The 16,317-nt window shown below is 71.1% G+C and carries 9 protein-coding genes; 7 read left to right on the top strand and 2 right to left on the bottom strand.

From position 1 onward, the window contains the following. Window positions 1-56 precede the first annotated feature (56 nt). The 3 genes from EDD34_RS18575 to EDD34_RS18565 all read left to right on the top strand — a co-directional run bounded on the left by EDD34_RS18575 (window position 57) and on the right by EDD34_RS18565 (window position 7,408). On the top strand, window positions 57-1,496 hold the full coding sequence (locus EDD34_RS18575) for a Gfo/Idh/MocA family protein (protein ID WP_123815885.1): 1,440 nt from the start codon (window positions 57-59) through the stop codon (window positions 1,494-1,496). Window positions 1,497-1,765: 269 nt separating this feature from the next. Continuing rightward, window positions 1,766-5,527, top strand: a complete 3,762-nt coding sequence (locus tag EDD34_RS18570; protein WP_123815884.1) for a carbohydrate-binding protein — start codon at window positions 1,766-1,768, stop codon at window positions 5,525-5,527. A gap of 387 nt (window positions 5,528-5,914) precedes the next feature. Continuing rightward, on the top strand, window positions 5,915-7,408 hold the full coding sequence (locus tag EDD34_RS18565) for a cellulose-binding domain-containing protein (protein ID WP_170177126.1): 1,494 nt from the start codon (window positions 5,915-5,917) through the stop codon (window positions 7,406-7,408). Window positions 7,409-7,612: 204 nt separating this feature from the next. Here EDD34_RS18565 and EDD34_RS18560 read toward each other — a convergent pair whose 3' ends face one another. Next, window positions 7,613-8,788: a Gfo/Idh/MocA family protein gene (locus tag EDD34_RS18560; RefSeq protein ID WP_123815882.1), complete on the bottom strand. Its 1,176-nt coding sequence runs from the start codon at window positions 8,786-8,788 to the stop codon at window positions 7,613-7,615. Further along, window positions 8,785-10,812, bottom strand: coding sequence for a DUF6807 family protein (locus tag EDD34_RS18555; RefSeq protein ID WP_246012561.1), 2,028 nt, complete (start codon window positions 10,810-10,812; stop codon window positions 8,785-8,787). The genes EDD34_RS18560 and EDD34_RS18555 overlap by 4 nt, the downstream gene beginning before the upstream one ends. Before the next feature lie 147 nt (window positions 10,813-10,959). On the opposite strand from EDD34_RS18555, the gene EDD34_RS18550 reads away from it, so the two are divergent. From EDD34_RS18550 to EDD34_RS18530, 4 genes are all read left to right on the top strand, one after another. Then, on the top strand, window positions 10,960-11,886 hold the full coding sequence (locus tag EDD34_RS18550) for a carbohydrate ABC transporter permease (RefSeq protein WP_123815880.1): 927 nt from the start codon (window positions 10,960-10,962) through the stop codon (window positions 11,884-11,886). Then, window positions 11,879-12,805, top strand: a complete 927-nt coding sequence (locus EDD34_RS18545; RefSeq protein ID WP_123815879.1) for a carbohydrate ABC transporter permease — start codon at window positions 11,879-11,881, stop codon at window positions 12,803-12,805. Before EDD34_RS18550 ends, EDD34_RS18545 begins: the two co-directional genes overlap by 8 nt. A gap of 106 nt (window positions 12,806-12,911) precedes the next feature. Beyond that, window positions 12,912-14,240, top strand: coding sequence for an ABC transporter substrate-binding protein (locus tag EDD34_RS18540; RefSeq protein WP_123815878.1), 1,329 nt, complete (start codon window positions 12,912-12,914; stop codon window positions 14,238-14,240). 215 nt (window positions 14,241-14,455) lie between these two features. Next, window positions 14,456-16,309, top strand: a complete 1,854-nt coding sequence (locus EDD34_RS18530; RefSeq protein ID WP_246012560.1) for a UxaA family hydrolase — start codon at window positions 14,456-14,458, stop codon at window positions 16,307-16,309. Window positions 16,310-16,317 lie beyond the last annotated feature (8 nt).

The following is a 16,317-nucleotide window of genomic DNA, read 5'->3' as shown; positions in this document are numbered from 1 at the left end:
TCGGTATCGTCGTCGGACGACCGTGCCTGTCGATGACGACCCCCGAGGAGCGCACCATGCCCGAGCCGACAGCCGAGCGGCCCGCACCCGCACCGGAACCCCCCACCACCGAGCCGATCACCGGGCCCACCCGCACCCCGGCGCCGATCGACGGTCCGCTCCCGGAGAACCGCACTCGCTACGCCGTCGTCGGGGCGGGGCACCGGGCCGCGATGTACATCGACGCGCTGATCGGCGCGCACGCCACGGACGGCGAGATCGTCGCCTGGATCGAGCCCAACCCGGTGCGCGCGGCGTTCCACGAGGCGCGCGTGGCGGCGGCCGTCGGCGGGGAGCGCCCGGTGTACGACCCGGACGATCTGGAGAAGGTGATCGAGACCGAGCGTGTCGACCGCGTGATCGTCACCTCGGTCGACCGCACCCACGGCGACCTGGTCAGCCGTGCGCTGCGCGCGGGCGCCGACGTCGTCGTCGAGAAGCCCATCGCCGCGCACGCGGGCCAGGCGCGGCAGATCGTCGACGCGGTCGCGGAGACCGGGCGTGACCTGGTGATGACGTTCAACTACCGCTACGCGCCCCGGAACTCCGCCCTGCGCGAGGTCATCGCGTCGGGCGAGATCGGGCGGGTGCTGTCGGTGCACTTCGACTGGGCACTCGACACCGTGCACGGCGCCGACTACTTCCGCCGCTGGCACCGCGAGAAGGTGAACAACGGCGGCCTGCTCGTGCACAAGTCGAGCCACCACTTCGACCTGGTCAACTGGTGGATCGACGACGTCCCGCGCCGCGTCTTCGCGGCCGGTGGCCGCATGTTCTACGGGGACGACGCCGCCCACGCGAACGGCTACGAACCCACCGAGGCCGAGGCGAGGCTGCGGGCCGGTGGCATCGATCCGTGGCACCTCGACCTCGACAAGAACGAGTGGCTGGCCGGGCTCTACGGGGCGGAGGCGCAGGCGCACGACGGGTACGTGCGCAACCGCTCGGTGTTCGACGCCGGGATCACCACGGAGGACACGCTGAGCCTCGTGGTCGAGTACGCGAGCGGCGCCACGATGAGCTACTCCCTCACCGCGCATTCGCCCTGGGAGGGTTACCGGGTGGTGGTCAACGGGACGCGCGGGCGCGCGGAGCTCGAGGTGGTCGAGCGCGGTTCCGTGGAGTTCTCCGATGCGGGCACGGCGATCCTGGACCCGAGTGCCACCGACGCCTATGCCGAGGATCCGGTGCGTCCGGCGGGCGAACGGCTCCTGGTGCAGCGGCACTGGGAGAAGGCGGAGGAGCGGCCGATCGTGGTGGTCGGGCCGGGTGGTCATGGCGGTGGTGACACCCTGCTGCTGCGGGACGTCTTCGCGCCGGCGGGCGAGCCGGACCTGCTCGGCCGGGCCGCCGGCTACCGGGACGGCATCCTGGCCTCGGCGGTCGGCTACGCGGGCAACACCTCACTGGAGACAGGCGACCCGGTCCGCCTCGAGGACCTCGAGCTGAACACCTGACCCGGCCCGGCCGGGCCTCGCTGACGCGGCCGACCACGCCATTCTGGGCCGTGGGAGCGTCACCACCCCAGTGGAATGGCGTGGTCGCCGGACGCCGCATGCGGCCCCCGGCCGGCCACGTCACGGGCGCGTCACGGGCACACCGAAGCGTCTTGCGTCGTCGGAGGTTTCGTGCCACCGTACGGGAAACCGGTTTCCCGCCTGTCGCCCCCTGATGTTCCCGGCGAGCGTGCGCGGGAAGCCGTACCCAGCATCTCGATGAGGAGATCATGTCTCGAACACGCGTAGCACCACGCACGTTACTCACCGCGGTCGCCGCGTCGGCACTCGTCCTCGCGGGCGCCACCGTGCCCGCCACGGCCGACCCCGCGACCGCACTCGTCGTCGGCGACCTCGCCCCCGGCAGCATCACCACGAGCGACGTCGTCTCGGGCGCCTTCACGATCATGGCGTCCGGGGCCAAGGCCGTCACCGTGGACGCCGCGGACCGCACGTCGGACCGCGGCGACGTGTACACGCAGCGCCTCAAGCTGAACGGCTCCGGCAACGCCGCCGAGCGCTCGCTCCGGTTCGACGCCACGGCCGGCACCGAGGTCACCGTGCACGCCCGCAGCGGCAGCGGCACCGCCGACCGTGCGCTCGCGCTCTACGACGCGGCCTGGACGGAACTGGACCGGGTCGTCGCGGCCGCTGACGACGAGAGCTCCCCGATCGCCACCCAGGTGCTCACCGTTCCCGCGGACGGCACCTTCTGGCTGGCCTCGCCCAGTTCGGGAGTCAACGTCTTCCACGCCGAACTCGACGTCGAGCCGGACACCGGCCGCACGCCCTGGGCCGACGTCGCTGCACCCGTGGTGGACGACGTCGTTCTCGATCCCGCCGACCCGGGGCGCCTGCTGGTCGGGTACACGGGAACCGTCGGGCCCGACGGTGCGGACCTCGCCCATGCCCGTCTCCACGACGCGGACGGAAACGTCGTGGACCAGACGTTCGCGGCCGAGGACGGCGCCGCGGGCACCCTCGCGGTCGAGCCTCCGTCGTCGGGCAGCTACACCGTGGAGGTGCTGCTCACGCGAGCGGGTGAGGACACACCGCTCGTCTCGGAGGCCGTGGCGACGCCCGAGTTCTCGCTCCCGCTCGCGACCCCGGAGATCGCGGGCATCCTGACCACCGGCGTCTCCGGCGCCGAGGGCACCGTCACCGTCGAGTGGGGAGCGGTCGCCGAGGCCGAGACCTACTCCGTCGGGGTCCGGCAGGGCACCGAGGAGTTCGTGACCGTCGTCGACGGCGTCGCCGGCACCACGGCCGACGTCGTAGGCCTGACCGTGGGCCAGGTCTACGACGCCCAGGTCGTCGCGCATCGCGGGGACGACGCCGCGGCGTCCGCGCCCGTCGAGTTCACCGTCGCCGACGCCGTGGAGCGCTGGCAGACGGCGCACGTCGGCGTCGGTTCCGGCGGCGAGGTCGTCGAGAACGAGGACGGCTCGATCACGTTCGACGCCCTCGACAACTTCGGCAAGGCCGCCGACTCGGAGGACGGGTTCTGGTACCACTACACCGCGGTGGACCCGGCCACGGAGAACTTCACGCTCCGTGCCACGATCCACGTGGACGACTCGGCGTCGAAGGACAACCAGTCCGGGTTCGGCATCGTCGCCGTGGACGACCTGGTCGCGAACGATGCCTCCGCGCGGTACATGAACTCCGCCGGGGCGTCGGTCGCCAAGTACGTGTTCGGCGCGAACGGCGAGGAGGGGGTGCGGTACGGCACGCCGGGCGCGAAGTTCGTGCACGGCTACACCGGCCCGCCCACCGAGAGCTCCGCGAACCGCGACATGACCGACTCCCGGGCGTTCGACTGGGACTACAAGGACGGCTATGTCGAGGGCGGCAACGCCAACCCGCCGCGGTTCGAGGCGGGGGAGGACTACGAGCTCACGCTGCGCCGGTCCAACACCGGGTTCCACGCGATCTGGCACCGCGACGGCGAGACCGTCCACGAGGTCATCCAGTACGACCCGGACATGCTGCTCACCCAGAACGACGAGGTGTTCTACGTCGGCCTGTTCGCGGCGCGCAAGATCCAGGTCACGGTGACCGACTGGTCGTTCGAGACGATCCACCCGGACGACGACGAGCCCGCCCAGGAGCCCCCGCCGGTGTACGTCACGCCGACGCTGACCGCCGACGTCACGCGCACCACGCCGCACGACTCGATCGACGTCCCGCTCACCTCCAACGTGTACGGCCGGGCGCAGGTGACCGACGCCGAGGGCGCGGTCGTGGCCGACGGCATCGACGTGGCGCCCGGCGAGCGGACGATCGTGCCGCTCGACCTGGCACGCGGTGCCAACGAGTTCACCGCCCGCCTGGTCCCGGACGAGGAGCAGCCGCACTTCGGGGAGCGCGAGGAACTGGAGTCCACGGACCCGGTCGAGATCGACCTGAGCTTCGACGTGCGGTCGTACGGCGAGCCCGGCCAGGCGATCCGGGTGGCGCCCGACGGTGACGCGGGCGGCGACGGCACCGCCGATGCCCCGCTCGACCTGCACACGGCCGTCGCCTACGCGCAGCCCGGCCAGCAGGTGGTGCTCGACGGCGGCACGTACCGTCCGCAGGAGGCGATCGTCGTCGGACGTGGCCGCGACGGCACCGCCGACGCCCCGATCACGCTCATGTCGGAACCCGGCAGCCGCGCCGTCCTGGACCTGTCCGAGTCCGCGAGCGGCGGGATCTGGCTGCGCGGCGACCACTGGCACCTGTACGACCTGGAGATCACCCGGTCCCAGGGGTACAAGAAGCCCCTGCACGTCGGCGGGCACCACAACGTGATCGAGCGGATCGAGTCCCATCACAACCAGGACACGGGCATCCAGATCTCCGGGCTGTCCACCGAGCCGCCCGAGATGTGGCCGTCGCACAACGTCGTGCTGTCGTCCGAGTCGCACAACAACCGGGACCCGCTCGGCAACGACGCGGACGGCTTCGGCGTGAAGCTGACCGCCGGCAAGGGCAACGTGATCCGCTACAGCATCGCCCACCACAACATCGACGACGGCTGGGACCTGTACGCGAAGTCCACGACCGGCCCGATCGGTGTCGTGACGGTCGAGGACTCGGTCGCCTACGCCAACGGGTGGCTCGAGGACGACGAGAACCTGACGGACCTCGGCGAGGGCAACGGGTTCAAGCTGGGCGGTGAGTCCATGCCGGGCGCGCACATCCTGCGCAACTCCGTCTCGTTCGGGAACCTGGCCAAGGGCGTGACGTCCAACTCGGGGCCCGACGTGCGGCTCGAGAACGTCACAAGTGCCGGCAACGGCCTCGCGTCACCGTCGAAATCCGCAATGAACGTGCAGCTCAAGACGTCTGCGGGCCGGACCGGCTACCGGGCGTCCGGTGTGCTGTCCTGGCAGGCGTCGCTCGCCGACGAGATCGAGCTCAAGCAGGACGACACCACTCTGCTGACCGACCCGACGAACTACTTCGACGGGGTCGCCGGCGCGCCGGGTGACGGCCCTGCCGAGGTCACCGAGGACTGGTTCGTGTCGACGGACGCGGCGAGCGTGCGGCCGGAGATCGGAGCGGACGGCTCCGTCGTCATGCACGGCCTGTACGAGCTCACGGACATCGCGCCGCCGGGCACCGGGGCACGCCTTGCCGCCAACCCGGACCCGACCGTGATCGAGCCCCTTCCCGAGGTGGTTCCGATCGCACCCTGGTATCCGACCGCCGTCTACACCGCGGGCGACGTCGTCTCCCACGACGGGATCGCGTACGAGGCGCGCTGGTGGACGCGGGGCGTCACCCCGAGCGCCGGTTCGTCGTGGGGCCCGTGGGTCGCCATGGGGCCGGCGGGCATGCCGCCGGTGGAGGAATGCGCCGAGCCGTGGGCCGCGGACGCGGTCTACACCAGGGGCGACGTCGTCTCGCACGACGGCGTGAACCACGAGGCCTACTGGTGGACGCGCGGTCTGGAACCCGGCACACGCGTCCACGGCGCCTGGGGCGCGGTGTCGCCGTGCCGCTGACGCGCGGCTGAGCGCCGGCGACCATGAGGTCGCGACCTCATGGTCGCCGCCGCTCAGCCGCGTCGCTCAGGGGGCTGTGGCCGCCGGGTGTCGAGTGGTCGGTCGCCCGGGAGGGCTGACCACTCGACATCCGGCCGGCCACGACGCCGGCTTGACGCCGACCACCTCGCCGGGTGGGTCTCACCGGATGGCAGGTCTTCGGGTGAGAACCTAAGCGATTCGAGATGCTTGTCCAACGATGAGGCAGCCCGGAATGATCGGATTGCAACGATTCAATCCGGCTGCTCGGGGCTGAGGGGCCGGTCCGATCACCGTTGATCATCTGGAGGAAAGATGCCTTTCCAACCTGTGCGAGGCGCTCGCGCAGCCAAACCCGCACCGCGGCGCGTGAAGTGGGTAGCCACCGCGGCCGCCGTCGTGCTGAGCGCGGGCGGCGCCGTCGTCGCCACGACCGCCGCCGCGACGAGCGCGGCCGCCGCGACCGGCTGCGCCGTCGACTACGACATCGTGAACTCGTGGGGCAGCGGCTTTCAGGCCGACGTCACCATCAACAACGTCGGGGACCCGATCTCCGGCTGGGAGCTGGCCTGGGACTTCGCCGGCAACGAGACCATCGGCCAGGCGTGGAACGCGGGCGTGACGCAGTCCGGCAGGTCCGTCACCGCCGCCGACGTCGGCTGGAACGGCACCCTGGGTACGGGTGCCAGCACGTCGTTCGGATTCACCGTCAACGGCGCGCCAGGTGCGGCGCCGTCGTCGTTCACGATGAACGGCGTGGCGTGCACGGGCGACACGGTTCCGACACCCGATCCGACGACGACCGAACCGGACCCGGACCCGACCACCACCGGGCCGTCGCCGACGTCCCGCTGCGACTCCGGCAGCTCGGTCGTCTCCGGTTCCTCGGGGAACTACACCGTGACCAACGACGGCCGGAACGTCTACCAGGGCGGCGACTACCGTGCCGCGATCCAGGCAGGGATCGACAACCTCGACAGCGGACGGTCCTCGCAGCAGCATGTCGCGGTCCCCGCGAGCGGTTCGATCGGTGCGAGCACGATCGACCTGCCCAGCCACACGTCGATCTCCATCTGCGGGACGATGAACGTCGGGAACCGCGGCGGCCGTGGCGCGATCGAGGCCACCGACGTCTCCGACGTGACCATCTGGCACGCGAACATGACCGGCAACCCGTACTTCGGGATGCGGTTCTACGGCGTGAACGGTCTGCACCTCGGCGACATCGACCTCAGGTTCAACGGCGGGATGGGCATCCGGTTCGAGCGTGACTACGCGGCCAGCCGGAACGTCGTGATCGACGACGTGTACGTCGAGGGCACCAACAACCACGGCGTCGAGACCTGGAACGTCGACGGGCTGGAGGTCGGCACCGTCGTCGCGCGGAACGTGGCGGGTACCGGGCTGCTCCTCAACAACACGGTCAACGCGAACATCGGGACGGTGGACGGGGACGACGTCGCCACCGGCACCGGGTACGCCACCTTCCGCACCGCCAACCGGGCCGGGCGGATGAGCGACGGCTCATACCCGACGAACATCGTCGTCGACCGCGTGATCTCGCGGGGCGGCGGGCGCGGTGTCTTCTGTGTCTCGGAGTCCGGCGGGGTGCAGATCCGCAACATCGACCTCGCGTACAACGGCAACAACGCGGTGCTCATCGAGAACTGCTACAACTACCGGATCGACGGCGGCACGGTGAACGGCGGCGGTGAGGTCCGCGTCGCCGCACGCAGCGAGTTCGCCAACACCCGCGACGTCACGGTGACGGCCCGCGTCGACAACACGAGCGTCCGCGAATCCCCGTGCGGCGTGAACATCACCTGGAACATCACGGGCAACGCGAGCCGCAACGTCTGCTGACGCCACCACCCCCGGCCCACCACCCCCGACTGCCGAACCGCACCCACGTCCTGCCAGACGCCGCCGAACCGCAGGGTGAATCGTGCCAATCGACTCTTGGCACGATTCAACCTGCGGTTCGACGCCCGGGCCGCGCGCGGCTGCGGTTCGGTGAGCCGGGCCGGGCCGGGCCGGGTTGCGGTCGTGGTTCGGCGGGCCCTGGTTCTAGCGGGGTGTCCAGGGGGTGTTCAGTTCTGTGAAGAGCTTTTGGGTTGACGCCACCTTCTCGCACCAGGACTCGACGTCGGTGATCACGGGCCACCGGCCGTCGCCTTCGCCGCGCCACTCCACGATGCCGTCCGCGCTGCCCGCGTTGCCCGCGCCGCCGTCGGACGCGATCGCCCGTGGTTCCGGGCCCGTCCGCACGGCCTCCAGGACCCGCATGAACGCGCCGGTCTCGGCGACGTCGCAGAGCAGCGGCCCACCGGTGCGGCGTGCCGCGAGCAGGTCCTCCAGGAGCGGTGTCCGGGCGTACTCCTTCTCGGCGGACACCGATCCGGTACGGAGCAGCACGCGGTCGAACTCGTACTCCAGCGTGATCGTCCCCTCGGTCCCGTACACGATGACCCGGGCGGGAGTCCGCTCGTCGGCGCAGAGCGTGAGCCCGAAGCCGAATCGCGTGCCGTTCGTGGCGACGACCCGGACCGCCGACGTGTCGTCGGCCTCGATCGGGTTCGCTCGCCACAGGTCGGTGTCCACGTAGGCGACGTCGTCCGCCCGGCGGGCGCCACCGATCCGCAGCGCCGTCGCCACGGCGTGCGCGAGCGGGTTCGTCACGACACCGTCGACCACGTCGTGCCCGTCGAGGTGTCGCCGCCCGGCCCATGCCGAACGGTTCCAGTACGACGCCGTCCGGACCCACGCGCCGACCGCGCCGATCCCGGTGACCTCGCCGATCTCCCCGCGCGCGACCATGCGGGTGACTGCGGGCAGCGCGTGCGACCCGAACGTCTGGAACCCGACCTGGCACCGCCGTCCGGTCCGTTCGGCGACGGCGACGAGCGCCTCGTGCTCGGCGAGCGACGCCGCGGTCGGCTTCTCCAGCAGCACGTCGATCCCCGCCTCCATCGCCGCCTGCGCGAGCGGGAGGTGGGTGTGGATCGGCGTGGACAGGACGACGACGTCGGGCAGGTCGCCCTGCGACAGCAGGTCCCCGAGGGTCGCGAACCACGTGGCCCGCGACGTCCCGAGCGCCTCCGCCTCGGGCTCGCGCGGGTCGACGACGGCCGTCAGCTTCGCCTCGCCGCGTTCCTCCAGCTCACTGACCCGCCGCACATGGGACGCGCCGTGCCCGTGCACGCCCACGACGGCGATCCGGGCGACGCTCTCGCGCGAACTCATACGATCGCTCCCGCCACCGCGGCCGCCTCGGCGGGGCCGAGCTCGGCGTCGAACAGCGCGGCGACCAGGCCTACCTGCACCGCTCCGCCGTCGGGCACGAGCAGCGGTGCGTCCCAGGCCAGCGCCGGGCAGGCGCCCGGGTACTCGGCGGAGCGCGCGAACCAGGGCCGCGCGGTGCCGGGCTGGGCGAGAACCAGCGTCGTCGGGCGGTCGCCATGGCGCTGCACGAAGGCCAGCCACGGCGAACTGCTGCCGTGCGCGAGCGTCTCCCCCTCGCCGCCGACCGACAGGACACGCGTCTCGTCCGCGATCGGCAGGCGCCAGAACAGCCCTCCGTAGCCGGCGCCCGGACGGCCGTTGGTGGCCGGCGACCGGATCTCCAGCGGGCCGTCGGAGGCGTGCAGTACCGAACGCCAGTCGAGCACCCAGCCGGTGTGCGTGATGTCCGCCGTGACGTCCTGGAACGGGGCCAGCAGCCGCGCCGTGACCCGGCGGTCCTCGACGAGTTGTCGTCCGCCGTGCTCGTCGAGCCAGGTCACGGTCTCGGTGAGGGTGTCGCCGTCGGGACGCAGGTCGCGGGCGACCTGGCGGCCGTGGTTCTGCAGCAGCGTCGGCCCCACGTGCTCGATGAACGTCCGGCCGCCCCAGTGGCTCGTGCCGTTGACGTCCGCCACGGCCATCCCCACGCCGTAGTGGTGGCGGTGGTCCACGGGGCCGGAGTCGGTCAGCGCCGTCCCCCCGAGCGTGTGCACGGGGTGGAGGTACGGCCGCGGCGCGTGCACGGGCGGGACGCGCTCGCCCGTCTCGCGGCGCGCGAGTGGCGTCCCGCCCGGGCCGAGGAGCACCAGCGCGTCCGGGCTCTCCTCCCAGGCGAAGGTCGTGTCCGACGGCGGTCGCGCGGCGCCGGGCGCGTCGCCCGCGGTGTCCGGGTGGCCGGCGGCTCCGGCGGGTACCGCACGGTCGGTGGCGTGCACGCGCTCGGGTCCCACCGGCGCGGGGCCGGTGCTGGCGCGCACCTCGAGCTCGGTGGTGAAGCGGGCGGACCGGGCAGGCTGGGCATCGTCGTCCATCACTGCGGCTAGCTCCTTCCAGGCGTGTCGGCCGAGCTCCGACTGCGGCACGGCGACCGTGGTGAGCGCCGGTGTCGCGTAGCGGGCGAGGTCGATGTCATCGAATCCGGCCACCGAGATGTCGGCGGGCACGGCGACCCCGGCCTCGTTCAGCCCGGCGAGCAGGCCGAACGCGACCAGGTCGTTGAAGGCGACGGCCGCTGTCGCGCGGCCGGCGAGCACGGCGCCGGTCGCCGCGTGACCCGCGGCGATGTCCGGGCCGGCGGGGATCTCCCGAACGTCGAGCGTGGGGTGGCCCTCGAGCGCGCGCCGGATGCCGGCGCGGCGCTGCGCGTCCGACGCCGAGGCCCCGGGGCCGGCCAGGTAGACGAGCCGGCGGTGGCCGAGGCTCACGAGGTGCTCGATCACCTGGACCGCGGCGTCCTCGTAGTCGACGACGAGGCTCGGCGCGGCGGGCGCGCGGCCGGTCCGCCCGTTCTGGCCCGGAGGCGGGGGCACCTGACGGTTCAGCACGACGACGGGTTCGACGTCGGGCACCAGGCGCGCGAGGTCGGCGTCGGGCATGCGGGGGGAGACCAGGACGAGGGCGTCGCAGCGCAGGCGCGCCTCGAGGGCGATCGCGGCCTCCTGGCTCTGGTCCTCGGCGGTGTCGGCCACGAGAACGCGATACCCGTCCTGGTCGGCGGCGGCCATGACGCCGTGCAGGATCTGCTGGAAGACGGGGTTCCCGACGTCGGGCATGACGAGGGCGACGGTCCGGGTGCGGCCGAGGGCCAGGTTGCGTGCGGCGGTGCTGGGCCGGTAGCTGAGCGACTCCGCGGCCTCGCGCACACGTTCGGCGATGTCCGCGGCGACGGTGCTGCGGCCGTTCATCACTCGCGACACGGTGGCGCGCGAGACGCCCGCCGCCGTGGCCACGTCGCCGATCGTCACTGCTGGGCGCCTGATGTTCACGTGGTGAAGGTACACCATGGGAAACCGGTTCCTCATGTGGTACGTTCTGGCACGGCAACCGGTTTCCCGGGTTCGGGCCGCATGTGGACCTCTCCGCAGCGGCTAGTTTCCGGGAAAGCAAGAGGTCGACGATGACCGGAGGGCGGAATGTCCAGCGTGATCCAAGAGGTCGCGAGCACGCGCAGAGCCGCGAGCGAACGACGCAAGGGCGACGGCCGCATGGCCGCGCTCTTTCTCGCCCCGTGGTTCGCGGGGCTGTTCCTCATCACGGCCGGCCCCATGGCCGCGTCGCTGTACCTGTCCTTCACGGACTACGACCTGCTGTCGGCGCCGGCGTGGGTCGGTCTCGACAACTACACGCGGATGTTCGAGGACCCGCGACTTCTCCAGTCGCTCCAGGTCACGTTCACCTACGTGTTCGTGTCGGTGCCGCTCCAGCTCGCGGCGGCGCTCGCGCTGGCGTTGGTGCTGGACAAGGGCATGCGCGGGCTGGCGCTCTACCGCTCCGTGTACTACCTGCCCTCGCTGCTCGGCGGCAGCGTCGCGATCGCGATCCTGTGGCGGCAGATCTTCGGAGCCGACGGCCTGGTCAACCAGGTGCTGGCGCTCCTCGGGATCGAGGGGACGGGCTGGGTCTCCCACCCGGACCACGCGCTCAACACGCTGATCATCCTGAACGTCTGGACATTCGGCGCGCCGATGGTGATCTTCCTCGCGGGGCTGCGCCAGATCCCGCGCATGTACTACGAGGCGGCATCGATCGACGGCGCCGGACCCGTCCGGCGGTTCTGGTCGATCACCGTCCCGATGCTCACGCCGATCGTGTTCTTCAACCTGGTGCTGCAGGTCATCAACGCGTTCCAGAACTTCACGCAGGCGTTCGTGGTGAGCGGCGGGAACGGCGGCCCCGCCGACTCGACCCTGCTGTACACGCTCTACCTGTACCGCAAGGGATTCGCGGACCTCGACATGGGATACGCGTCCGCCATGGCGTGGTTCCTGCTCCTGATCATCGGCGGGATGACGCTCGTCAACTTCCTCGCCTCGAAGTATTGGGTTCACTACGATGACTGATCTCGCCACGCCCTCGAAGGTCACCTTCGCCGAACCGTCGTCGCCCTCGGACCGGCGCGTGCGACGCACCGACGGCGCCGTCCGGCGCATCCGGTCCGCCGTGGCGAGCGTGCTCAAGCACACGGCACTCATCGTCTTCGGCTTCGTGATGCTGTATCCGCTGCTGTGGATGCTCATGAGCTCGATCAAGCCGAACGCGCTCATCTTCCGTGAGCCCGGACTCATCCCCACGGACGTGGACCTGTCCAACTACACGGACGGCTGGAGCGCCCTGCTCCACCCCTTCAGCCGGTACCTGATCAACTCGGCGATCGTGGTGCTCGGTGCGGTGATCGGCAACCTCGTCTCGTGCTCGCTGGCCGCGTACGCGTTCGCCCGGCTGAACTTCCGGGGGCGCAACTTCTGGTTCGCGATCATGCTCATGACGATCATGCTGCCGATCCACGTGATCATCGTGCCGCAGTACGTGATGTTCTCGAGGCTGGAATGGATCAACACCTTCCTGCCCCTGATCGTCCCGAAGCTGCTGGCCACGGACGCGTTCTTCATCTTCCTCATGGTCCAGTTCTTCCGGGGGATCCCGCGCGAGCTGGACGAGGCGGCCCGCATCGACGGCGCCGGACACCTGCGCATCTACTGGCAGATCATGATGCCGCTGGCGCTTCCCGCCCTCGCGACCACCGCGATCTTCACCTTCATCTGGGCGTGGAACGACTTCTTCAGCCAGCTGATCTTCCTGACCAAACCAGACATGTACACCGTGCCGATCGCGCTGCGGACCTTCGTCGACTCGACGGGCGAGAGCTCGTGGGGCGCGTTGTTCGCGATGTCGATCGTCTCCCTGATCCCGGTGTTCCTCGTGTTCCTCTTCGGCCAGAAGTACCTGGTCAAGGGGATCGCCACGACGGGCATCAAATAGGTCACCACGCCCCCCGGGGCGCGGCGGCCGTGAGCCTTTGTACCTACTAGCGACCGAACCTCCGAGCGACTGAAACGACGACGTCTCGTCATCGAGAAGGAGAGAAATGCGTACCTCAATCAACCAGCGTGGCCGGCGTGGCGCCGCGGTGGCGGCCGGAGCCGTCGCCACCGCACTGATCCTGTCCGCGTGCGGCGGCGGCGACTCCGGCGCCGGCGGCACGGGCGAGGTGGAAGCCCAGGACTGCCCGTGCGAGATCCGCTTCGCGTGGTGGGGATCCGACGAGCGGCACGCCGCGACCCAGGAGATCATCGACGCCTTCGAGGCGGAGAACCCGGACATCACCGTGGTCCCGGACTTCACCGACTGGGACGGCTACTGGAACAAGCTCTCGACCACCGTGGCGGCCGGCGACACCCCCGACGTGATGACGCAGGAGGAGCGCTACGTCTCCGACTACGCCACGCGCGGCGTGCTCGCCGACCTCGGCGGGCTCGACATCGACACGTCGAAGATCGACGAGAGCATCCTCGCGGGCGGTGAGATCGACGGCACCCAGTACGCCCTGCCCACCGGTATCAACGCCTACGCGATGGTGGCGAACCCCGGTGTCTTCGAGGAGGCCGGGGTGGAGATCCCGGACGACACGTCGTGGACCTGGGAGGAGTACGTCCAGGTCGCGAACGAGGTGTCCGAGGGCGCCGGCGACGGCGTGTGGGGCACCCAGGACTACGGCTTCAACGAGGCCGGCCTGAACATCCTCGCCCGGCAGAAGGGCGAGAGCCTGTGGACGCCGGACGGTGAGCTCGGCGTGTCGGAGGAGACGGTCGCCGAGTTCTTCCAGACCTCGCTCGACCTGATGGCCGACGGCGGCCAGCCTGACGCCTCACGCACCATCGAGTACCAGCACGCCGGTCCCGAGGGGTCGCTCGTCGGCACCAACGTGGGCGGCATGGCGTCCTTCTGGTCCAACCAGCTCGGCGCGCTCTCCGAGGCGTCGGGTGAGGACGTCCAGCTGCTGCGGTACCCGGGTGAGTCGGAGTTCGAGCGCACCGGCATGTACTACAAGCCGGCGATGTTCTACTCGGTGTCCGCGACGACCGAGTACCCGGACGCCGCGGCGAAGTTCGTGGACTTCCTGCTCAACTCGGAGGAAGCCGCGAAGATCAACCTGACCGACCGCGGCCTGCCCGCGAACACGGACATGCGCGAGGTCATCGCCGGCGACCTGACCGACGCCGACCAGCAGGTGGCGGACTTCATGGCCGAACTCGGCGACGAGATCGTCGACGCCTCGCCCGTGCCGCCGAACGGCTCGGCCGAGATGCAGGACATCATGGAGCGGATCAACACCGAGGTGATCTTCGAACGGGCCACCCCGGAGGAGGCCGCGCAGATGTTCGTGGAAGAGGTCAACGCCGCGATCGCCGGCTGACCGCTCCCCGAACCGCAGGCTGCTCTCGGAAGCCGATGCCGAACCGCAGGTTGAATCGTGCAAACCAGTGATTTGCACGATTCAACCTGCGGTTCGGCATCGGCATCGACTCACGAGAACAGACTGCGGTTCGGCGGAGAGGGGGGCGACGAGGGGTGAGGGAGTTCGGGGACGAAATGATCGGCCGCGGGAGTGGCCCGGGGAAGGGAGTGGTCGTGGGGGTCGACGTTCTGGTGCTGAATGGTGAGGACGACGTCGGGATCGCTCTGCGGGAGCTGTCCCCGGGCGAGGCGGCCAGTGGTGGCGGGGGCGTCGTCACCGTCGGGCCGCAGGCCGTGCCGCGTGGTCACAAGATCGCGCTGTCCGACGTCGGACGCGGGGCGCCGGTGCGCAAGTACGGCCAGGTCATCGGCATGGCGACGTCGGACATCGCCCGGGGCGACCACGTCCACGGCCACAACCTCGCGTTCGACGACGAGGCGGCTCTGGCCCTCCGGCGGGACACCACCCCGCCGCCGGGTGGCGCCCCGCAGCGTGACGAAGCCACGCCGTCAGCCGTCACCGCGCAGCCCGACATCACCGCGCAGCCCGAAGCCGCCGCGCAGCCCGAAGCCGTCGCGCAGCCCGACGTCGCCCCGCGGCCGGCCGACGACACCGCGCGCCCTACATTCCGGGGCTACCGGCGGGCCGATGGCCGCGTCGGGACGCGCAACTACCTGGCGATCCTCACCAGCGTGAACTGCTCGGCGTCGACGGCGAAGATGATCGCCGACCAGTTCCGTGGTGCCGCCCTGGACGAGTTCCCGAACGTCGACGGCGTCATCGCGCTCACCCACACCAGCGGCTGCGGGATGGTGCCCGAGTCCGAGGGCGGCCGCATGCTCCTGCGTACCCTGCGCGGACACGCGGCGCATCCGAACGTCTCCGGTCTGCTGGTCCTGGGCCTGGGCTGCGAGATGGTCCCGGGTGCGGCGTTGTCGGCCCGGTCGGGCGGCAGCGTCGACCTCGGCATGCCGGCGATCGGCGCGCCGTCGTCCGACGCCGAGAACGCGGCGGGCGCGGCATCGTCAGGCACCGACACCGCCGGCAGCCGGCCACCGTCGGCCGGCCCTGGCCCTGGCCCTGGCCCCGGACCCGGCCCCGGCCCGGTCGCGGACCCCGCGACCGGTGTCGACGCCGGTCTCCTGGCCTCCATCCCGGCCGACACCGTGGTGCGGTCGCTGACCATCCAGGAGTCGGGCGGCGTTCGCGCGACCGTCCGCGCGGGCGTGGCCGCGGTGCGCGAGATGCTCCCGCGGGTCAACGCGCGCGAGCGCGAGGAGTGCGACGTCTCGGAACTGGTCCTGGGGCTGGAGTGCGGGGGCTCGGACGGCTACTCGGGCGTGACGGCGAACCCGGCGCTGGGCTGGGCGTCGGACCGGCTGGTGGCGCTCGGCGGTGCGTCCGTGCTGGCGGAGACCCCCGAGGTGTACGGCGCGGAGCACCTGCTCACGGCACGCGCCACCGAGCCCGCCGTGGCGCGGAGGCTGCTGGACCGCATCGACTGGTGGCGGGACTACGTCGCCGCGGGCGGCGGCACGCTCGACAACAACCCGTCGCCGGGCAACAAGGCCGGCGGCCTCACCACGATCCTGGAGAAGTCGCTCGGTGCCGTGGCCAAGGGCGGCACGGCGCCGCTGTCCGCGGTGTATGAGTACGCGGAGCCGATCGCGCCGAAGGCCGGGTTCACCTTCATGGACACGCCGGGCTACGACCCGGTGTCGGTGACCGGCATGGTCGCGGGCGGGGCGAACGTCGTCGTGTTCACCACGGGCCGCGGCTCGGTGTTCGGGTGCCGCCCGACGCCCTCGATCAAGGTCGCCACGAACACGCCCATGTACGCGGTGATGGCCGAGGACATGGACGTCAACGCGGGGGTGATCGTGGACGGCACGGCGTCGCTGGAGGACGTCGGGCGGCAGATCTTCGACCGGATCCTCGCGGTCGCGTCGGGCGAGCCCACGGTGAGCGAGGACCTGGGGATCGGTGCCGAGGAGTTCATCCCCTGGCACGTCGGCGCGGTGACCTGAGCGGGTCA

Origin of the sequence: Myceligenerans xiligouense (assembly GCF_003814695.1) — a bacterium.
Taxonomy (GTDB): domain Bacteria; phylum Actinomycetota; class Actinomycetes; order Actinomycetales; family Cellulomonadaceae; genus Myceligenerans; species Myceligenerans xiligouense.
Note: the sequence above shows the minus strand (reverse complement) of the source record. Positions and strands in the feature narration are given on the sequence as shown.